At 63.1% G+C, this 18,835-nt stretch carries 3 protein-coding genes (1 of these 3 cut by a window edge); all 3 read left to right on the top strand.

All coding sequences use genetic code 11. From position 1 onward, the window contains the following. Tightly spaced (each overlapping or abutting the next), the 3 genes in view from AC1DIS_RS02325 to AC1DIS_RS02315 form a layout consistent with a single transcriptional unit that may run on beyond the window. On the top strand, positions 1–2,088 hold the final stretch of the coding sequence (locus AC1DIS_RS02325; protein ID WP_477780743.1) for a non-ribosomal peptide synthetase. 10,284 nt of this gene lie to the left of the window's left edge; only the last 2,088 of its 12,372 coding nucleotides appear in the window; the start codon falls outside the window, past its left edge; the stop codon is at positions 2,086–2,088. Then, positions 2,088–15,605 carry a non-ribosomal peptide synthase/polyketide synthase gene (locus AC1DIS_RS02320; RefSeq protein WP_477780742.1) on the top strand — a complete coding sequence of 4,506 codons (13,518 nt, stop codon included), beginning with the start codon at positions 2,088–2,090 and terminating at the stop codon, positions 15,603–15,605. Before AC1DIS_RS02325 ends, AC1DIS_RS02320 begins: the two co-directional genes overlap by 1 nt. After that, positions 15,602–18,835 (top strand): non-ribosomal peptide synthetase, encoded by a 3,234-nt coding sequence (locus tag AC1DIS_RS02315; protein WP_477743768.1) that lies wholly within the window; start codon positions 15,602–15,604, stop codon positions 18,833–18,835. Before AC1DIS_RS02320 ends, AC1DIS_RS02315 begins: the two co-directional genes overlap by 4 nt.

Genomic DNA, 18,835 nt, shown 5'->3' with positions numbered 1-18,835 from the left:
GCCCCGCAAGGGCTGCGTTTTGGTCCGGTGGCCAGTCAGGAGCAAACCAACTATCCGCTGACCCTGCTGGTGAGCCTCGACACGCAACTGTCGCTGCACTTCAGCTATCAACGCGGCAGTTTTGCGCAGGCGACAGTGACGCGACTGGCGGCTCATTTGCAGCACCTGTTGAGCCAGATGATCGACGCCGGTGAACGCTGTCTCGGCGAGTTGTTGCTTCTGGATGAAACCGAGCAGCAACAAGTGTTGCTGGATTGGAACCCTGCTGACGAAGGTTTCGCCGATGATCTGTGCGTCCATCAATTGATCGACCGTCAAGTCGCCGCCCAACCGGATGCGCTGGCGGTGACCTTCGCGGCCAAGCAACTGACTTACGCCGAGCTCGACGCCCGGGCCAACCGTCTGGCCCACAAGCTGATCGAGTTGGGCGTGGGTCCGGAAGTGCGGGTCGGCGTGGCGATGCAGCGTTCCGACAGTCTGCTGGTGGCGCTGCTGGCGGTGCTCAAGGCCGGTGGCGCTTATGTGCCATTGGACCCGGATTATCCAGCCGACCGCGTGGCCTACATGCTCGACGACAGCCGTGCGCTGGTGCTGCTGACCGAGCAGGCTGTTGCGGCAACATTGAGCATCGCTGCCGAGACACAAGTGTTGTTGATGGACAGCGCCGAGCCATGGCTGGCTGCTTACCCGAGCAGCGCACCGGTGACCGGTGTCACGCCGGATAACCTGGCCTACGTGATCTACACCTCCGGTTCCACCGGCGAGCCCAAAGGCGTGGCCATCGCCCATCGCAACGTGCTGGCGCTGATCGACTGGTCGCAATCGGTGTACAGCCGCGACGACATTCAGGGTGTGCTGGCTTCGACTTCGGTGTGTTTCGACCTGTCGGTATGGGAGCTGTTTGTCACCCTGGCCAACGGCGGCTCGCTGATCATCGCCCGCAACGCCCTGGAGCTGCCGCAACTGCCCGCCCGCGATCAGGTTCGCCTGATCAACACCGTGCCGTCGGCGATCAATGCGCTGCACAGTGCCGGGCAGATCCCGCCGAGCGTGCGCATCATCAACCTCGCCGGTGAGCCGCTGAAGCAGTCGCTGGTCGATGCGCTTTATGGGCAACCGACCGTGGCGCATGTCTACGATCTTTATGGCCCGTCGGAAGACACCACCTATTCCACCTGGACCCGTCGCGAAGCGGGTGGCACGGCGAACATTGGTCGCCCGCTCAAACACACCGCCAGCTATTTGCTCGACGCCGATCTGCAACCGGTGCCGCAAGGCGTATCGGCCGAGTTGTACCTGGCCGGTGCCGGCATCACCCGGGGTTACCTGGGGCGGCCGGGCATGACCGCCGAGAAGTACGTGCCGAACCCGTTCGCCAGCAACGGCGAGCGCCTGTACCGCACCGGTGATTTGACCCGCTATCAGGCCGATGGCGTGCTCGAGTACCGAGGCCGAATCGATCATCAAGTGAAGATCCGCGGCTTCCGCATCGAACTGGGTGAAATCGAAGCGCGCCTGCTGGAGCAGCCAGCGGTTCGCGAAGTGGCGGTGCTGGCGCAGGAAACCCTGGGCAATCAGCAACTGGTGGCCTACGTGGTCGCTTCACCACTGGAGCTCGATGATCAGCAGTCCCTGCGCGATGAACTCAAGGCACGGCTCAGGGAGTCTTTGCCGGAATTCATGGTCCCGGCGCACCTGTTGTTCCTCGAACAATTGCCGCTGACGCCCAACGGCAAACTCGACCGCAAGGCGTTGCCGACGGTGGAGGGCGGTCATTTGCAGGTGCGTTATGTCGCCCCGCAGAGCGAGCGCGAGCAGCAGGTCGCGGCGATCTGGCAGCACGTACTGCAAGTCGAACGTGTCGGCCTGCTGGATCACTTTTTCGAACTGGGCGGCCACTCGTTGCTGGCCGTCAATGTGGTTTCACGCCTGCAACTGGAACTGGGCCTGAAACTGACCCCGCAACTGATTTTTCAACACCCCGTACTCACGGATTTCGTCAGCAGTCTGGCAACCGCAGGTGAGCAGGTCGATACGTTGAAACTGAGCAAGCTGGACGCCCTGCTTGATGAAATGGAGGAAGCTTGATGGATACCAATGTCGCTTTGAAGATCGCCCGGCGCTTCATTACTTTGCCGCTCGACAAGCGCAGGGTCTATCTGCAGAAGATGCTCGAGGAGGGCGTTTCGCCGGCGAACCTGCCGATTCCCGAAACCCAGTCGCAGTTCGATCCGGTGCCGCTGTCTTTTGCTCAGGAGCGCCAGTGGTTCCTCTGGCAGATGGACCCCGACAGCGCCGCCTACAACATCCCCAGTGCCATGCATTTGCAGGGCGAACTTGACGTAGCAGCACTCGAACGGGGGTTCAATGCGCTGATTGCCCGTCATCAAAGCCTGCGCACCACGTTCCGGCAGCAGGATGAGCAAGCGGTGCAGGTGATTCATCCGCACATGAACCTGACCGTCGCCGTGCATGAACTGGATGAAAGCCCCGATGCCCTGTCGCCAGAAGCGCAGATTCAAGCGTTCGTCGCCGAACAGGCCGGGCAGCCGTTCGACTTGGTCAACGGGCCGCTGTTGCGCGTCAGCCTGCTGCGCCTTGGTGCGCAGGAGCACGTGCTGACCCTGACCCAGCACCACATCGCCTCGGATGGCGCGTCGATGCGGGTCATGGTCGATGAACTGCTGCAACTGTACGGCGCTTACCGCCAGGGCCAGGAACTCGCTTTGCCGCCACTGTCGATCCAGTACGCCGACTATGGCATCTGGCAACGGCACTGGATGGAAGCCGGGGAGCGCGAGCGGCAGCTGGAGTATTGGCAGGCGCACTTGGGCGGCGAACATCCGGTGCTGGAATTGCCCACCGATTACCCGCGTCCGGCGGTGCAGAGCCTGCGTGGCGCCCGTCATGAGCTGGCGTTGCCGCCGGCACTGGGCGAGCGCCTGAGGGCCTTGGCCAAAAGTGAAAACGTCACCCTGTTCATGCTGTTGCTGGCGTCGTTCCAGACCTTGTTGCATCGCTACAGTGGCCAGGCCGAGATTCGCGTCGGCGTGCCCACCGCTAACCGCAACCGGGTCGAGACCGAGCGGCTGATCGGCTTCTTCGTCAACACCCAGGTGCTCAAGACCGAGTTCGACGCTCAGGCCACGTTCAGCACGCTGCTGGCCCAGGTCAAGCAGACCGCGATGGCCGCCCAGGCGCATCAGGACCTGCCTTTCGAGCAATTGGTCGAGGCCTTACAGCCGGAACGCAGCCTGAGCTACAGCCCGCTGTTTCAGGTCATGTACAACCACCAGAGCACCGGCGCCAGCCAAAGCCGCCAGGGCACCGGCGAGTCGGCGCTGACGATCCGCCACTTGCATCAGCCATCGCGCACCGCGCAATTCGACCTGACCCTGGAAACCTTCGACGGCCCCGAGGGCCTCGGCGCACAGCTGACCTATGCCACCGACCTGTTTGACGGCGCGACCATCGAGCGTCTGGCACGGCATTGGCAAAACCTGTTGGGCAGTATCGTTGCCGATCCGCAGCAGCGGGTGGGCGAACTGGCGCTGCTCGACGAAACCGAACAACAGCGGGTGCTGGTCGACTGGAACCGCAGCGCCGCCGAATACCCGACCGACCGTTGCATCCATCAATTGATCGAAGCCCAGGCCCGGCGCACGCCAGAGGCCACGGCGTTGGTGTTCGACGGGCAATCCCTGAGTTATGCACAACTCAATCGCCAGGCCAACCAGTTGGCCCATCGGCTGATCGAACGGGGCGTCGGCCCGGATCAGTTGGTCGGTATCGCCATCGACCGCAGCCTGGAAATGCTGATCGGGCTGTTGGCGATTCTCAAGGCGGGCGGTGCCTACGTGCCGCTGGACCCGCAATACCCTGAAGACCGTCTGGCGCACATGATCGAAGACAGTGGCTTGCAACTGCTGCTGACCCAGGCGCATTTGATCGGGCAATTGCCGATTCCGGCCGGCGTGCAGACCCTGTTGCTCGACCCGCAAGGCGAGCACGCTCGCGGTTACAGCGAGGCCGATCCGCAGGTAGCGCTCAGCGGTGAACACCTGGCGTATGCGATTTACACCTCCGGCTCCACCGGCAAGCCCAAAGGGGTGATGGTGCGCCATCAGGCGCTGGTGAACTTCGTGGTGAGCATGGTCAAGGCGCCGGGCATCGAGGCCCAGGACCGCATGCTGTCGCTGACCACGTTCTCGTTCGATATTTTCGGCCTGGAAATCTACGGCCCGCTGCTCAGCGGTGCCGGTGTGGTGTTGGTGGACAAGCACACCGCCCAGGATCCGCAAGCGCTGCTGGAGATGATCCGGCAGCAGGAAGTCACGGTGGTGCAAGCCACGCCGTCGACCTGGCGCATGTTGCTCGACCATGAACAGGCGCCCACCCTCCAGGGTTGTAAATTCCTCTGCGGCGGCGAAGCGCTGGCCGATGACCTGGCCCAACGCATGCTCGGCCTGGCGGGGCAGGTCTGGAACCTTTATGGCCCGACCGAAACCACCATCTGGTCGGCGGCCTGGCAGCTGACCCGCGAGCAGCGCCAGCCGTACCTGGGCAAACCGATTGCCAACACCACGCTGTACATTCTGGGTGACGATCTGGCGCCGAACCCGGCGGGCTCGATTGGCGAACTGCTGATCGGCGGCGACGGCCTGGCCCGTGGGTATCACCACCGTGCGGCGATGACCGCCGAGCGCTTCCTGCCCGACCCGTTCGGCAACGGCGCGCGGCTGTACCGTACCGGCGATCTGGCACGCCATCGTCATGACGGCGTGCTCGAATACATGGGGCGTATCGACCATCAAGTGAAGATTCGCGGTTTCCGCATCGAACTGGGTGAAATCGAGGCGCGTTTGCTGGAGCAGCCAGCAGTCCGTGAAGTGGCGGTGCTGGCGCAGGAAGCCCTGGGCAGCCAGCAACTGGTGGCCTATGTGGTCGCGCCGCAACTGGACCTCGATGCCGCCGACGAGCAACTGGGTCTGCGCGATGAACTCAAGGCGCGGCTCAAGGAATGCCTGCCGGAATTCATGGTCCCGGCGCATCTGCTGTTCCTCGCCAACCTGCCGCTGACACCTAACGGCAAACTCAATCGCAAGGCGTTGCCAGCGGTGGACGCGAGCCAGTTACAGGCGCGTTATGTCGCCCCACAGAGCGAGCGGCAACAGCAAGTCGCGGCCATCTGGCAGGACGTACTGAAGCTGGACCGCGTGGGCCTGACCGACAACTTCTTCGAGCTGGGCGGGCACTCCCTGCTGGTGACCCAAGTGGTGTCGCGGGTGCGGCGGGTGCTGGGCATTCAGGTGCCGTTGCGCAGCCTGTTCGAGCACAGCACCCTGGAGGATTTCGTCCAGGCGCTGGGCGCCGAGCCGGGCGAACAGTCACCGCCGATGACCCGGGTCGACCGTGACCAACCGCTGGCGCTGTCCTTTGCCCAGGAGCGCCAATGGTTCCTGTGGAAAATGGACCCCGACAGCGCCGCCTACAACATCCCGACCGCGCTGCGGATGCGCGGCGCGCTGGACAAAAATGCCCTGCAACGCAGCTTCGAGACGCTGGTGGTGCGCCACGAAAGCCTGCGCACAGCGTTCGTCGAGGAAGATGGCCGCACCTGGCAGGTGATCCGCCCGCAAGGTCGCGTGAGCTTTGTCGAACAACGCCTGGCTGCCAGCGATGAAGCGAGCATCAAGGCCTTCATCGAGAAGGAGACGCAACGCCCGTTCGATGTGCTCGACGGCTCGTTGGTGCGTTTCGTTCTGCTGCAGGTGGGCGAGCAGGATCACGTGCTGATTCTGACCCTGCACCACATCGTTTCCGACGCCTGGTCGTTGCAGGTGATGATCGACGATTTGATGGCCCTGTATGCGGCGATCARCCAGGGCCGGCCGGCTGAACTGCCGCCATTGCCGGTGCAGTACGCCGACTACGCGGTGTGGCAGCGTCAGTGGATGGCCGCCGGCGAACGGGATCGGCAGTTGGCCTACTGGCGCGAGAAACTGGGCAGCGAACAGCCGCTGCTAGAGCTGCCACTGGATCATCCGCGCCCGGCGCAGCAAAGTTTCCGCGGCGCGCGGCTACCGATCACCCTCGACGAATCCCTGGGCAATGCCCTGAAGGCCTTGGCCCGGCGTGAAAACGTCACGCTGTTCATGCTGTTGCTCGGCTCGTTCCAGACCTTGCTGCATCGCTACAGCGGCCAGGCCGATATCCGCGTCGGCGTGCCGATTGCCAACCGTCATCGGCTGGAAACCGAGCGTCTGATCGGTTTCTTCGTCAACACCCAAGTGCTGCGCGCCGAGTTCGACGGCCAGCTGACGGGCGCTCAATTGCTGCAACAGGTGAAGCAGACGGCCATGGCGGCGCAGATGCATCAGGACCTGCCGTTCGAGCAACTGGTCGATGCCTTGCAACCGCAACGCAACCTGAGCCACAGCCCGCTGTTCCAGGCGATGTTCAACCATCGCAGCGAATCGGCGTCGACGCTGGCCGAATCCTTGCCGGGCATCGAGCTTGCTCATCTCAGTTGGGAACACCGCACCGCGCAGTTCGACCTGACCCTGGACACCAGTGATAACCCGCAAGGCCTGCACGCGTCGCTGACCTACGCCACTGATTTGTTCGAGCCATCGACCATCGAGCGCATGGGGCGGCATTGGCTGAATCTGTTGCAGGGCCTGGTCGAGGACATCCACCGCCCGGTCGGGCAATTGGCGTTGCTCGATGACCGCGAGCGGCAACGGACGGTTGTCGAATGGAACGCCACTGCCGTCGACTACCCGTTGCATCGCAGCGTGCAGGCGCTGATCGAAGAGCAGGTCGGTAAAACCCCGCAGGCATGTGCGCTGGTGTTTGCCGAGCAACGCCTGAGCTACGCCGAGCTCAATGCTCGAGCCAATCAACTGGCGCACGTGCTGATCGAGCAGGGCGTCGGCCCGGATGTGCTGGTGGGCATCGCGGTCGAGCGGTCGGTGGAAATGGTCGTGGGCCTGCTGGCGATTCTCAAGGCCGGCGGTGCCTATTTGCCGTTGGACCCGGAATACCCACAGGAACGTTTGGCCTACATGTTTGAAGACAGCGGCATCCAGTTGCTGCTGACCCAGAGCCATTTGCTTGAGCAATTGCCGATTCCGGCCGGCATTCGCAGCCTGGTGCTGGATCAGGACGGCGACTGGCTGGAAGGCCGCAGCGATGCCAACCCTGGCGTTGATCTCGACGGGGAAAACCTTGCCTATGTGATCTACACCTCGGGCTCCACCGGCAAACCCAAAGGCGCGGGCAACCGTCATTCGGCACTGATCAATCGTCTGTGCTGGATGCAACAGGCCTATCGGCTCGACGCCACGGACAGCGTGCTGCAAAAGACCCCGTTCAGTTTCGACGTGGCGGTCTGGGAGTTCTTCTGGCCGCTGTTGACCGGTTCGACCCTGGTGGTGGCCGCGCCAGGTATTCATCGCGATCCGGCGCAGCTGATTGAATTGATCACCGCGCAACGCATCACCACGCTGCACTTTGTGCCGTCGATGTTGCAGGCGTTTCTGCAAGACCCATCGGTGGGCCAGTGCAGCAGCCTGACCCGGATCGTCTGCAGTGGCGAAGCCCTGCAAGTGGACGCGCAGCAGCAAGTGTTTGCCAAGCTGCCGAATGCCGGGCTGTACAACCTCTACGGCCCGACCGAAGCGGCCATCGACGTCACGCACTGGACGTGCATCGAGGAAGGGCGCGACAGCGTGCCGATCGGCCAGCCGATCGCCAACCTGGGCACTTACATTCTCGATCACGAGTTGTCGCCGGTGCCGGTGGGCGTGATTGGCGAGTTATACCTGGGCGGCGAAGGCCTGGCCCGGGGTTATCACCGTCGCCCATCGCTCACGGCAGAGCGCTTCGCGACCAGCCCGTTCGGTGACGGCCAGCGTCTGTACCGCACCGGCGACCTGGCGCGTTATCGCGCCGACGGGGTGATCGAATACGCCGGGCGCATGGACCATCAGGTGAAAATCCGTGGCCTGCGCATCGAATTGGGCGAGATCGAAGCGCGCCTGGCTGAACACGCCGAAGTCCGTGAAACCGTGGTCATCGCCCAGGACGGCACGCTGCTGGTGGCGTATGTGGTGCCGGCCCGCGACGCATTGCTGCACGCCGACGATGAAACTCGCAACGCCTTGCAGCGCAGCCTCAAGGAACACCTGAGCCAGACATTGCCGGACTACATGGTCCCGCAGCATTGGCTGTGGCTGGAAAAAATGCCGGTCAGCCCCAACGGCAAACTGGAACGCAAGGCGTTGCCCAAGGCCGACACCACGGCCAGCAGCAAGGCTTACACCGCCCCGACCAGCGCTATCGAACAGGCGTTGGTGGAGATCTGGCAAAGCGTGCTGGGGCGGTCGCAGGTGGGGATCAGCGACAACTTCTTCGAGCTGGGCGGCGATTCGATCATCTCGATCCAGGTGGTCAGCCGGGCGCGTCAGGCGGGGATTCATTTCAGCCCCAAAGACCTGTTCCTGCACCAGAACGTGCAAAGCCTCGCGGCGGTGGCGAAGGTCGGCGACAGCGACTTGCGCATCGACCAGGGCCCGGTCACTGGCGATACGCCGTTGCTGCCATTCCAGCAGTTGTTCTTTGAACGCGAGATGGCCGAGCCGCACCACTGGAACCAGTCGGTGCTGCTCAAGTCCGCCAAACCACTGCACGCCGAACACCTGGAGCGTGCGTTGCAGGCACTGGTCAGCCATCACGACGTGTTACGTCTGGCCTTCACCCGTCAGGGTAATAAATGGACCGCGCAGCATCGCTCCCCGGCCGAGCAACAGGCGCTCTGGCAACAGTCGCCGCTGCTGTGGACCTCCGAGGTTGCCGATGCGGCGGCACTCGAACAGTTGGGCGAACAGGCACAGCGCAGCCTCGAACTGGCGAACGGTAATCTGCTGCGCGCGGTGCTGGCGAACATGGCCGATGGCAGTCAGCGACTGTTGCTGGTGATCCATCACCTGGTGGTCGACGGCGTGTCCTGGCGGATTCTGCTCGAAGACCTGCAACAGGCCTGCGAGCAGTTGCAGGCGGGCCAAACGCTCACATTGCCGGCCAAGACCAGCGCCACCCAGGCCTGGGCGCGACGCTTGCAACAACATGCCGACAGCCCGGCGATGCAGGCTCAGCTGGCGTTCTGGCAAGAGCAATTGCAGGGTTCACGCAATGACTTGCCCTGCGATCGACCCCAGGGCGAGTTGCACAATCGCCACGCCTTGCATGTGCAGACCCGTCTGGACAAACAGCAGACCCGCCAGCTGTTGCAGGAGGCACCGGCGGCCTATCGCACGCAGGTCAACGACCTGTTGCTGACGGCGCTGGCGCGGGTGATTGCGGACTGGACGGGTGAAGCCTCGACCCTGATCCAGCTCGAAGGCCACGGTCGCGAGGCGCTGTTCGACGAACTCGATTTGAGCCGCAGCGTGGGTTGGTTCACCAGTCTGTTCCCGGTTCGGCTGACCCCGGCGAGCACGCCGCAGGACTCGATCAAGACGATCAAGGAGCAACTGCGGGCGATCCCCGATAAAGGCCTGGGCTTTGGCGCGCTGCGCTACCTGGGCAACGACAGTACCCGGCAAATGCTGCAAGCCTTGCCCGTGCCGCGCATTACCTTCAACTACCTCGGCCAGTTCGATGCCGGGTTCGGCGACGAGGCGGGCGCACTGTTCACCCCGGCCAGCGAATCGGCGGGCGCGGAGCAAAGTCCGCTGGCACCGCTGGACAACTGGCTGACCCTCAATGGCCGGGTGTATGGCGGCGAATTGAGTATTGGCTGGACGTTCAGCGGGCAGATGTTCGATCCGTCGACCATCGAGCGATTGGCGCAGGCTTATGCGCGGGAACTGGGGCTGTTGATCGAGCACTGCTGTGAGGCTCGGCATCAGGGCCTGACACCGTCGGACTTCCCGCTGGCCGGGTTGACGCAACGCCAGCTTGATTCATTGCCCGTGACGCCACGCCAGGTCGAAGACATTTACCCGCTGTCACCGATGCAGCAAGGCATGCTGTTCCACACCCTCTACGAGCAGCAGGCCGGCGATTACATCAATCAGCTGTGCGTGGATGTCGAAGGCTTGAACGTCGAGCGTTTCCGCGAGGCCTGGCAAGCGGCAATGGATGCGCACGATGTGCTGCGCAGTAGTTTTGTCTGGGACGGCGAATTCAAGCGTCCGTTGCAGGTGATCCACAAGCAACTGGCCGTGCCGTTCACCTTCCATGACTGGCGCGACCACAGCGATGTGGCCCTGGCGCTCAGCGAACTGGCGGCCGCGCAGCGCCAGCAGGGTTTTGATCTTGCCGCCGCACCGTTGCTGAACCTGACGGTGGTGCGTCTCGACACCGCGCGTTTTCACCTGATCTACACCAGCCATCACATCTTGATGGACGGCTGGAGCAATTCGCAGCTGCTCGGTGAGGTGCTGCAACGCTATAGCGGCCAGGTGCCGGCGAACACGGCGGGGCGTTATCGCGACTACATCGAATGGCTGACGCAACAGGACGCGCAGGTCACCGAAGGTTTCTGGAAGGGCCAGTTGGCCGGGTTCGATGAGCCGACCCGGTTGGCCAAGGCGCTGGTATGGACCGGCAGCGATGCGGCCAACACCGCTCAAGGCGAGCACTTCCTGACCCTGGACCTGGCGCAGACCGCCGGGCTCAATACGTTTGCACGGGAACAGAAAGTCACCCTCAACACCCTGGTGCAGGCAGCCTGGCTGTTGCTGTTGCAACGCTATACCGGGCTGGACACGGTCAGCTTCGGCGCCACGGTGTCCGGACGTCCGGCGCAACTGACCGGGGTCGAGCAGCAGATCGGCCTGTTCATCAACACTTTGCCGGTGGTCGCCAGCCCACGGGCCGAACAGCCGCTGGCGCACTGGTTGCAACAGGTGCAGGCGCAGAACCTGGCCTTGCGTGAGCAAGAACACACCGCGCTGTTCGACATCCAGCGTTGGGCCGGGCAGGGCGGCGAAGCCCTGTTCGACAACATTCTGGTGTTCGAGAACTACCCGATCTCCGAAGCCCTGCAACAGGGCGCACCGCAAGATCTGCGTTTCGGTGAAGTGGGTAACTTCGAGCAAACCAATTACCCGTTGACCTTGTCGGTAAACCTCGGCGCTGAGTTGTCGTTTCAACTGAGTTTCGATCGTCAGCAGTTCGATGACGCCGCGATTGAACAACTGGCCGGGCATCTCGCGCACCTGCTGTTGCAGATGGTCGAGGCACCTGCCGCCAGTGCCATGGGCGATCTGGCCCTGGTCTCGACCGCTGTGCGCGAACCGCTGGCGCTGCCGGTCGATGACGTGTGCGTGCAGCGTTTGTTTGAACGGCAAGCCGAGCGCACACCGCAAGCGCTGGCGCTGATTTTCGACGAGCAACGCCTGAGTTATGCCCAGCTCAATGACCAGGCCAACCAATTGGCCCGCGTGCTGCTGCAACACGGCGTCGGCCCCGAAGTGCTGGTGGGCATTGCGGTCGAGCGTTCGACGCAGATGATCATCAGCCTGCTGGCGGTGCTCAAGGCCGGTGGCGCCTACGTGCCGTTGGACCCGGAGTACCCGGCCGAGCGACTGGGCGCGATGATCGAGGACAGCGGTCTGCGTGTGCTGTTGACCCAAAGCCACCTCGTGCCGACGTTGCCAGAAGCTGCGGGTGTCACCGTCCTGAGCCTGGATCAACTGGATTACCCGACCCAGACCGACAATCTGCCGGAGCGCAGCGGCCCGCAAAACCTGGCGTATGTGATGTTCACCTCGGGCTCCACCGGGCGCCCGAAAGGGGTCGGCATCACTCAATCGGCGCTGACCCGTCATGCCCGGGTGGCCCTGGATTTCCTCGGCCTCACGCCGCAGGACCGCTCGCTGCAATTTGCCACGTTCAACTTCGATGCCTTTGTCGAGCAGCTTTACCCGGCACTGATTTGCGGTGCCTCGGTGGTGCTGCGCGGACCGGACATCTGGGACAGCGAGACCTGGTATCGCGAATTGCGCGACAAGCAGTTCAGCGTCAGCGACCTGACCACTGCCTACTGGAATATGTTGGCCAAGGACCTCGCGGCGGCGGGTCATCGTGACTATGGCGCGTTGCGCCAGGTGATCGTCGGTGGCGAAGCCATGCCGCCGGAAGGTGTTGCCGCCTGGGGCCAGGCCGGGCTGGGCCATGTGCGCCTGCTGAACACCTACGGCCCGACCGAAGCCACGGTCAGCGCCACGCTGCTCGATTGCAGCGACTACGTGTCCGGCCGCGACCCGTTGCCGGTGACCATGCCGATTGGCCGGGCGTTGGGCGGCCGGGCGATTCATGTACTCGACACCCAGGGCCAACCGGCGCCGGTCGGTGTGGTCGGGGAATTGGTGATTGGCGGTGAGCTGCTCGCACGGGGCTACTTCCAGCGCCCGGAATTGACCGCCGAGCGCTTCATTCCCGACCCGTTCGATCCACTGGGTGGTGGCCGCGTGTACCGTACCGGTGACCTCGCGCGTTATCGCGCCGACGGCGTGATTGAGTACGTCGGGCGGGTCGATCATCAAGTGAAGATTCGTGGATTGCGCATCGAGCTCGGTGAAATAGAAACCCATCTGCTGCGGGTTCCTGCGGTGCGTCAGGCACTGGTGGTGGCGCAACCGGGCGCCATCGGTCAGCAATTGGTGGCGTACGTGGTGTTCGACGATCCGACGCAAGCCAGCGCCGATTCATCCACGCTGGCGGCGTTGCGCAATGACATCAAGGCACGCCTGAAGGCCAGCCTGCCGGATTACATGGTTCCGGCCCATGTGCTGTTCCTCGAAGGCCTGCCCCTGAGCCCGAATGGCAAGATCGATCGCAAGGCCTTGCCGGGCGTCGATGCCAATCTGCTGGCGTTGGACTTTGTCGCGCCTGAAGGTGCACTGGAACAGCAGATCGCTACGGTCTGGCAGGACGTGCTGGAACGGGAACAGGTCGGCCGCGACGATCACTTTTTCGAACTGGGCGGGCATTCCCTGCTCGCGACGCAAGCGGTCTCGCGCCTGCGCAAACTCACGGCCTGTACGTTGAGCCTGCGCGACCTGTTCAGCCATCCGCGACTCAAGGACCTGGCGGCGTGGATCGCGCAGCAGCAGGGCACACCTGAGCCGAACGGCCACGGTGTGGTGCTCAAGGCCCATGGCACCCGGCACAGCGCACCGTTGTCGCTGGTGCAGCGTCGCTTGTGGATCGCCGAGCAATTGTCCGGCGGCACCGCGGCCTATGGCATGCCGATGGCCTTGCGTTTGCGTGGTGAGTTGTCGGTGGAACGGCTGATCAGCAGTTTCGCCGAGGTGGTGCGCCGCCATGAAGTACTGCGCACCGCGTATACCCAGGACGATGAAGGTGACCCGATTGCCGTGATCGCCGAGCAGGTTGAACTGGATTTCCCGGTGATCGATTTGTCCGGTCTGTCCCGCAGTGCCCAGGAAGAATGGGTGGCACAAGCGGCACTGGAAAACGCGCGCACGCCGATTGATATGGAACACGCACCGCTGTTGCGTGGGCGGATCCTGCACCTGGGGCCGACCGAGCATGTGATGCTGTATGCGATGCACCACATCATTTCCGATGGCTGGTCGATGGGCTTGCTGGTCAACGAACTGGTGCAGATTTACCACCGCACCAAGGCCGGTGACCTGACCCCGTTGCCGGCGCTGGAGGTGCAGTATTCCGACTTCGCGCTGTGGCAGCAGGAGCTGGAACAGCAAGGCGTGCTGGCGCGTCAGGCCGAGTACTGGAAAGCGCGGCTCGCGGGCTATGACGGGCAACTGAAGTTGCCATCGGATAACCCCCGTGGTTTGACACCGTCCTATGCCGGTGACTCGGTGCAGTTCCAGCTCACCACGCCACTCAGCACGGCCTTGCGCCAGTTGTCGATGGACGCGGGCGTCACGCTGTACAGCACGCTGCTGGCGTCGTTCCAGGTGTTGTTGCACCAGGTCAGCGGCGTTGCGGATGTGTTGGTCGGTGCCGACGTGGCCGGGCGTGAACAGCCGGAGCTTGAGCGGTTGATCGGCTTCTTCGTCAACGTCTTGCCGTTGCGTTCGCGGTTCGACGCCGCCACGCCGTTCGCCCGATTCCTGGGCCAGACCCAGGAATYCCTGCTCAGTGCCCTGGAGCATCAGGACCTGCCGTTCGACATGATCGTTGACGCCTCGGACGTGCCGCGGCACAAGGGCATGAACCCGCTGGTGCAAGTGTTGTTCGTGATGAACAACCTGCCGGGACGCACCCAGGCCATCGGCGGTTTGAGCGTGGAATCGCTGCCGGCGCTGGAGACCCATTCTAAATTCGACATGGCGTTGTTCGTTGACGATGAAGCAGGGCAATTGCTGGGTAATTGGCAATTCGCCACAACCTTGTTCGGACACGAGCGCATCCAGTACCTGGTGAAGGCCTGGATAGCCCTGTTGGAACAGATCGTCGCTGATCAGGACATTCAATTGGGAGCTATCAGCATGCCAGTCGACAATTTAGCGGTGGCCACCAAGCCTGCCGTCCCCGGACCCAAGGCCGACAAACTCGGTAAGTTCCTCAAGCGTGGCGCCGCCCCGGCGGCCAAGGCCCGACCGGCGCCAATACGCGAATCGCTGATCGCCGCGCCACAGCCGTTCCCGCTGCTGCTGGAACCGAACGAGCCGCACCTGGACTTGATCGAGTGGATCAACAACAACCGGCCGCTGATCGAAGAAAAACTCGCCAGGCATGCCGGGATTCTGTTCCGTGGTTTCGAACTGGATGGCATTCAAGGCTTCGAGGCGTTTGCCGAAGCGATCCAGCCAGGGCTTTACGGCCAGTACGGCGATCTGCCGAAGAAAGAGGGCGGCAAGAACACCTACCGCTCCACGCCGTACCCGGAACGCAAGATGATCCTGTTCCACAACGAGAGCTCCCATCAGGACCGCTGGCCGCGCAAGCAGATGTTCTATTGCGAGCAAGCCGCGCCCATTGGCGGTGCGACTCCAGTGGTGGATTGCCGGTTGATGTACGAAAAACTGCCGGTGGACCTGCGGGACAAGTTCGAGGAAAAAGGCCTGCTTTACGTGCGCACCTTTACCGACAACCTCGACGTGTCCTGGCAGCATTTCTTCAAGACTGAAGACCGTGCCGAAGTCGAGGCCCGCTGCCGGGCCGGTGGCATCGAATGGCGCTGGCTCGACAACAACGAATTGCAAACCCGCACCCCAGGGCCGGCCATCATTCGTCACCCGGTGACCGGCGCCAAATCGTTCTTCAACCAGGTGCAACTGCATCACATCTATTGGCTGGAGCCGGACGTGCGGGAAGACCTGTTGTCGATGTTCGGCCTGGACCGCTTGCCGCGCCACGTGTTCTACGGCGACGGCACGCCGATCGAAGACGAAGTGATGCAACGCATCGGTGACTTGTACGAAGAATGCGCGGTGCGTTTCGACTGGCAAAAAGGCGACGCCATCCTGCTCGACAACATGCTGGTGGCCCATGCCCGTGATCCGTTCGAAGGCCCGCGCAAGATTGTCGTGGCCATGGGCGATATGTTCGACCGCAGCGCCCTTGAACGCGAAATGAACACCGAGGAAACCGGAGCATGAACGAGGTATCGATGGACCAGCAGGACCTGGGTTACGCCTTGACGCCTGAACAGCAACGGTGGCTGGAGCAGTTGCCCAAGGCCCCGGCCTGTGGTGATGCGCTGCATTTCCTGGAGATCGAGATCCGCGGCGCCCTCGATCCGCAGCGGGTGCAAAACGCACTGGATCGCTTGCTGGCGCAACAGCCGATGCTGGTTGCGCGGCTGGGCAAGGCGCCGGGATTCCATGGTGTCCGACAGTTCGTCGGGGGGGCGGAGCGCTACCCGCTGAGCGTGCAGGCGCGGGTCGATACCCCGGCCGGTATTCAGGCTCAGCTCAGCGAATGGGCGGAACGTGCTTTTGTCGTCGGTGAATCCGAAGGCGCGCAAGCGGTGCTCTATCGCCTGGCCGATGATCAATGGAAATTGGTCTTGGGCCTGGCCCGGCACAGCCTCGATCAAAGCGGCGTGCGGTTGCTGTATCAGCAATTGGTGCGGGCCTATGGGCAACAGTCGGCGGCGGACGACGAAGAGACCGGTGAATTCACCCAGTACCTGGAATGGCGCAGTGAAGTGGTGCTCGACGAAGACGCGGCCGGCGCACGTACTTACTGGCAGGAACACCTGCAAGGCGCCGATCCCGATTTGAGTACTCCGTGGCTGGCCTATCGCAACGCGAATCCTGGATTGTCGTCGGCCACTGAATCGCTGGCGCTCACGCTCGATCCGGCACTGCGCAGCGGTTTGCAGCAAGTGGTCGGGGCGTTGGAGCAATCGCCGAGTGTGGTGCTGCAAGCGGCCTGGTGGCTGTTGCTGGGTCGGCTCAGCGGGCATCAACAGGTGCTGGTCGGGGTGCGGCATGACAGTCGCGAAGATTACCAATACTTCAGTAATGCCGTGGGCGTGTTCGAGAAAACCCTGCCGCTGAACCTGTCACTGACGGCGAATGCAGCATTCAGCACTTGGGTGGCGGAGTTGGCGGCGCGCCTGGATGAGCACCGTACGTGGCAGGAATACTGGTCGCCTGAACTGGCGCCGACGGCGGCTCGCCCGGCCTATGGTTTTGCCGTGTGCCGGGCCATGCAAGCCGCGACGTCCGCTGATCTGCAATGGACTCCGCGTTTGGCGGTGCGCGAAGCACTGTTTGAATTAATGCTTGAACTGGAAACGAACGAGGCGGGCAACGCCCACGAATTCCGCCTGCATTACAACGCGTCCCGCTACTCGGTTCAGGCGATGGAAGGGTTGCTGGCGCAGTTGCGCGTATTGCTCGAAAACATCGTTGCCAATCTTCACGCCGAACTCGGTCAACTGAACGTGTTGGGAGCCGCCGAACAACAGCGCTTGCTGTCGATCAACCCGCCAGCGCGAGCACGGGTAGATAGCCGGTTCTTACCGCAGCGCATTGCCGATTGGGCCCGGACCACGCCGCAAGCTATCGCCCTGACTGACGGTGATCACCGCCTGAGTTACGGGCAGTTGCAGGCGAAGGTCGAGGTGTTGGCCCAGGCATTGAAGGCCCAGGGCATGGCGCCGGGGGCTATCGTCGCGCTGGCCTTGCCACGCTCGGCGGAGCTGGTGATCGCCATGCTCGCGGCGTGGCGCATCGGCGCCGCGTACCTGCCGCTGGACCCGCAATGGCCGCAAGCCCGTCAAGCCTTGATGCTGGAACAGGCCGGCGCTGCGTTGCTGCTGGTCGACGCCGGGCACATCGCGCAATGGCACGATTATCCGTTGCCTCTGGCGACCGTGGATCGTGTGCTGCAATCGGCCCCGGCGAGCACGTCGGCCATCACCCACGATACACAGGGCGATCAGGCGGCGTATGTGCTGTTCACCTCCGGCTCCACCGGTATGCCGAAAGGCGTGGTCATCGAGCATAGGCAATTACTTAATTACACCGCTCACGTCAGCCAGGCCCTGGGGCTGGATCAATGCCAGCAGTTCGGCTTCACCTCCACGGTGGCGGCGGACCTGGGCAACACGGCGCTGTTCGGCGCCTTGTTCAACGGCGCCGCACTGCATGTGGCCAGCGATGAGCAAATGCAGGACGGCAATTTGTTTGCCGACTTCCTGCAACGGCAAGCCATCGATTGCCTGAAGATCGTTCCGTCGCACCTGGCCGCGCTGCTCGACAGCGAACGCGCGCAACTGCCGCGCACGCTGGTGCTGGGTGGCGAGCCGATTGCCCAGGCATTGGTGCAACGGATCGCCGGTTTGCGCAGTGATTGCCGGGTGTTCAATCACTACGGCCCGACCGAGGCCACGGTCGGTGTGCTGGTTCATCCGCTGGATCTGGAGGCGGCGGTGCCTGACACCGGCGTTCTGTCCCGGGTGTTGGGCAACAATCAGGTGTTTGTACTCGACGATAACCGGCAACTGGCGCCGGTCGGTGTGCTGGGCGAGTTGTACCTCGGCGGCGCGCAGTTGTGTCGCGGCTACGTGAATGTCGAGGCCGATTCGCAAGTGTTCATCCAGAGCCCGTTCAATCCGCAGGAGCGCCTGTACCGCACCGGCGACCTGGCCCGCTATCGCCCGGATCTGGCGATTGCGTTGCACGGTCGGCGCGATCAGCAAATCAAGGTGCGGGGTTTCCGTATCGAACTGGCAGAGATCGAAGCCGAGTTACTGCGTTTGCCGCAGGTCGCGCAAGCACTGGTGTTGCCGGGGCCGTCCGCGCAAGACGGGATGCTCGCGTTCATCGTGCCGCATCAGGCGCCTTCGGCGACGTTGCTCGATGCCGTTCGCGACGAACTGGCGCTGCGTCTGCCCAGTGTGATGCTGCCGCAGCACTTGCAGTTGATCGACAGCTTCCCGCGACTGGCCAACGGCAAGGTTGACCGCAAGGCCTTGCAACAACTCGCGTCCACCTCGGCTGACGATGAAGGCATGCAACCCCGCGATGCTCTTGAGCAATTGCTGGTGACGCGCATGGCGCAGTTGCTGGGGGTTGAGCGTCTGGGCATCGACCGGGACTTTTTCGCCGCTGGGGGCCATTCCTTGCTGGTGATCAAACTGGTGGCCGGCATTCGCAAGTTGTTGCAGTGCGAAATCCAGCCGGGCGTGGTGTTTGACCATCCGACCGTGGCGGGGCTGGCGGCGGCGTTGCGCTCCCGGGAAAGCAGTCCGGGTCAGTTGGAGAAAATCGCCCAGGCGCGGTTGCGTCTGGACAATATGAGCCCCGAAGAAAAAGCGTTGCTCACCGAAAAAGCCCGGCAACTGCAGAACGCCAAGGCTGCACAAAACGGTTGA

It is taken from the genome of Pseudomonas sp. 05N433, assembly GCF_056396925.1.
This window is presented reverse-complemented; position numbering and strand designations above follow the sequence as displayed.

Bases quoted from the DNA above. Each gene is read 5' to 3' on its own strand.
- AC1DIS_RS02315 (WP_477743768.1), top strand. From the start codon at position 15,602: ATGAACGAGGTATCGATGGACCAGCAGGACCTGGGTTACGCCTTGACG.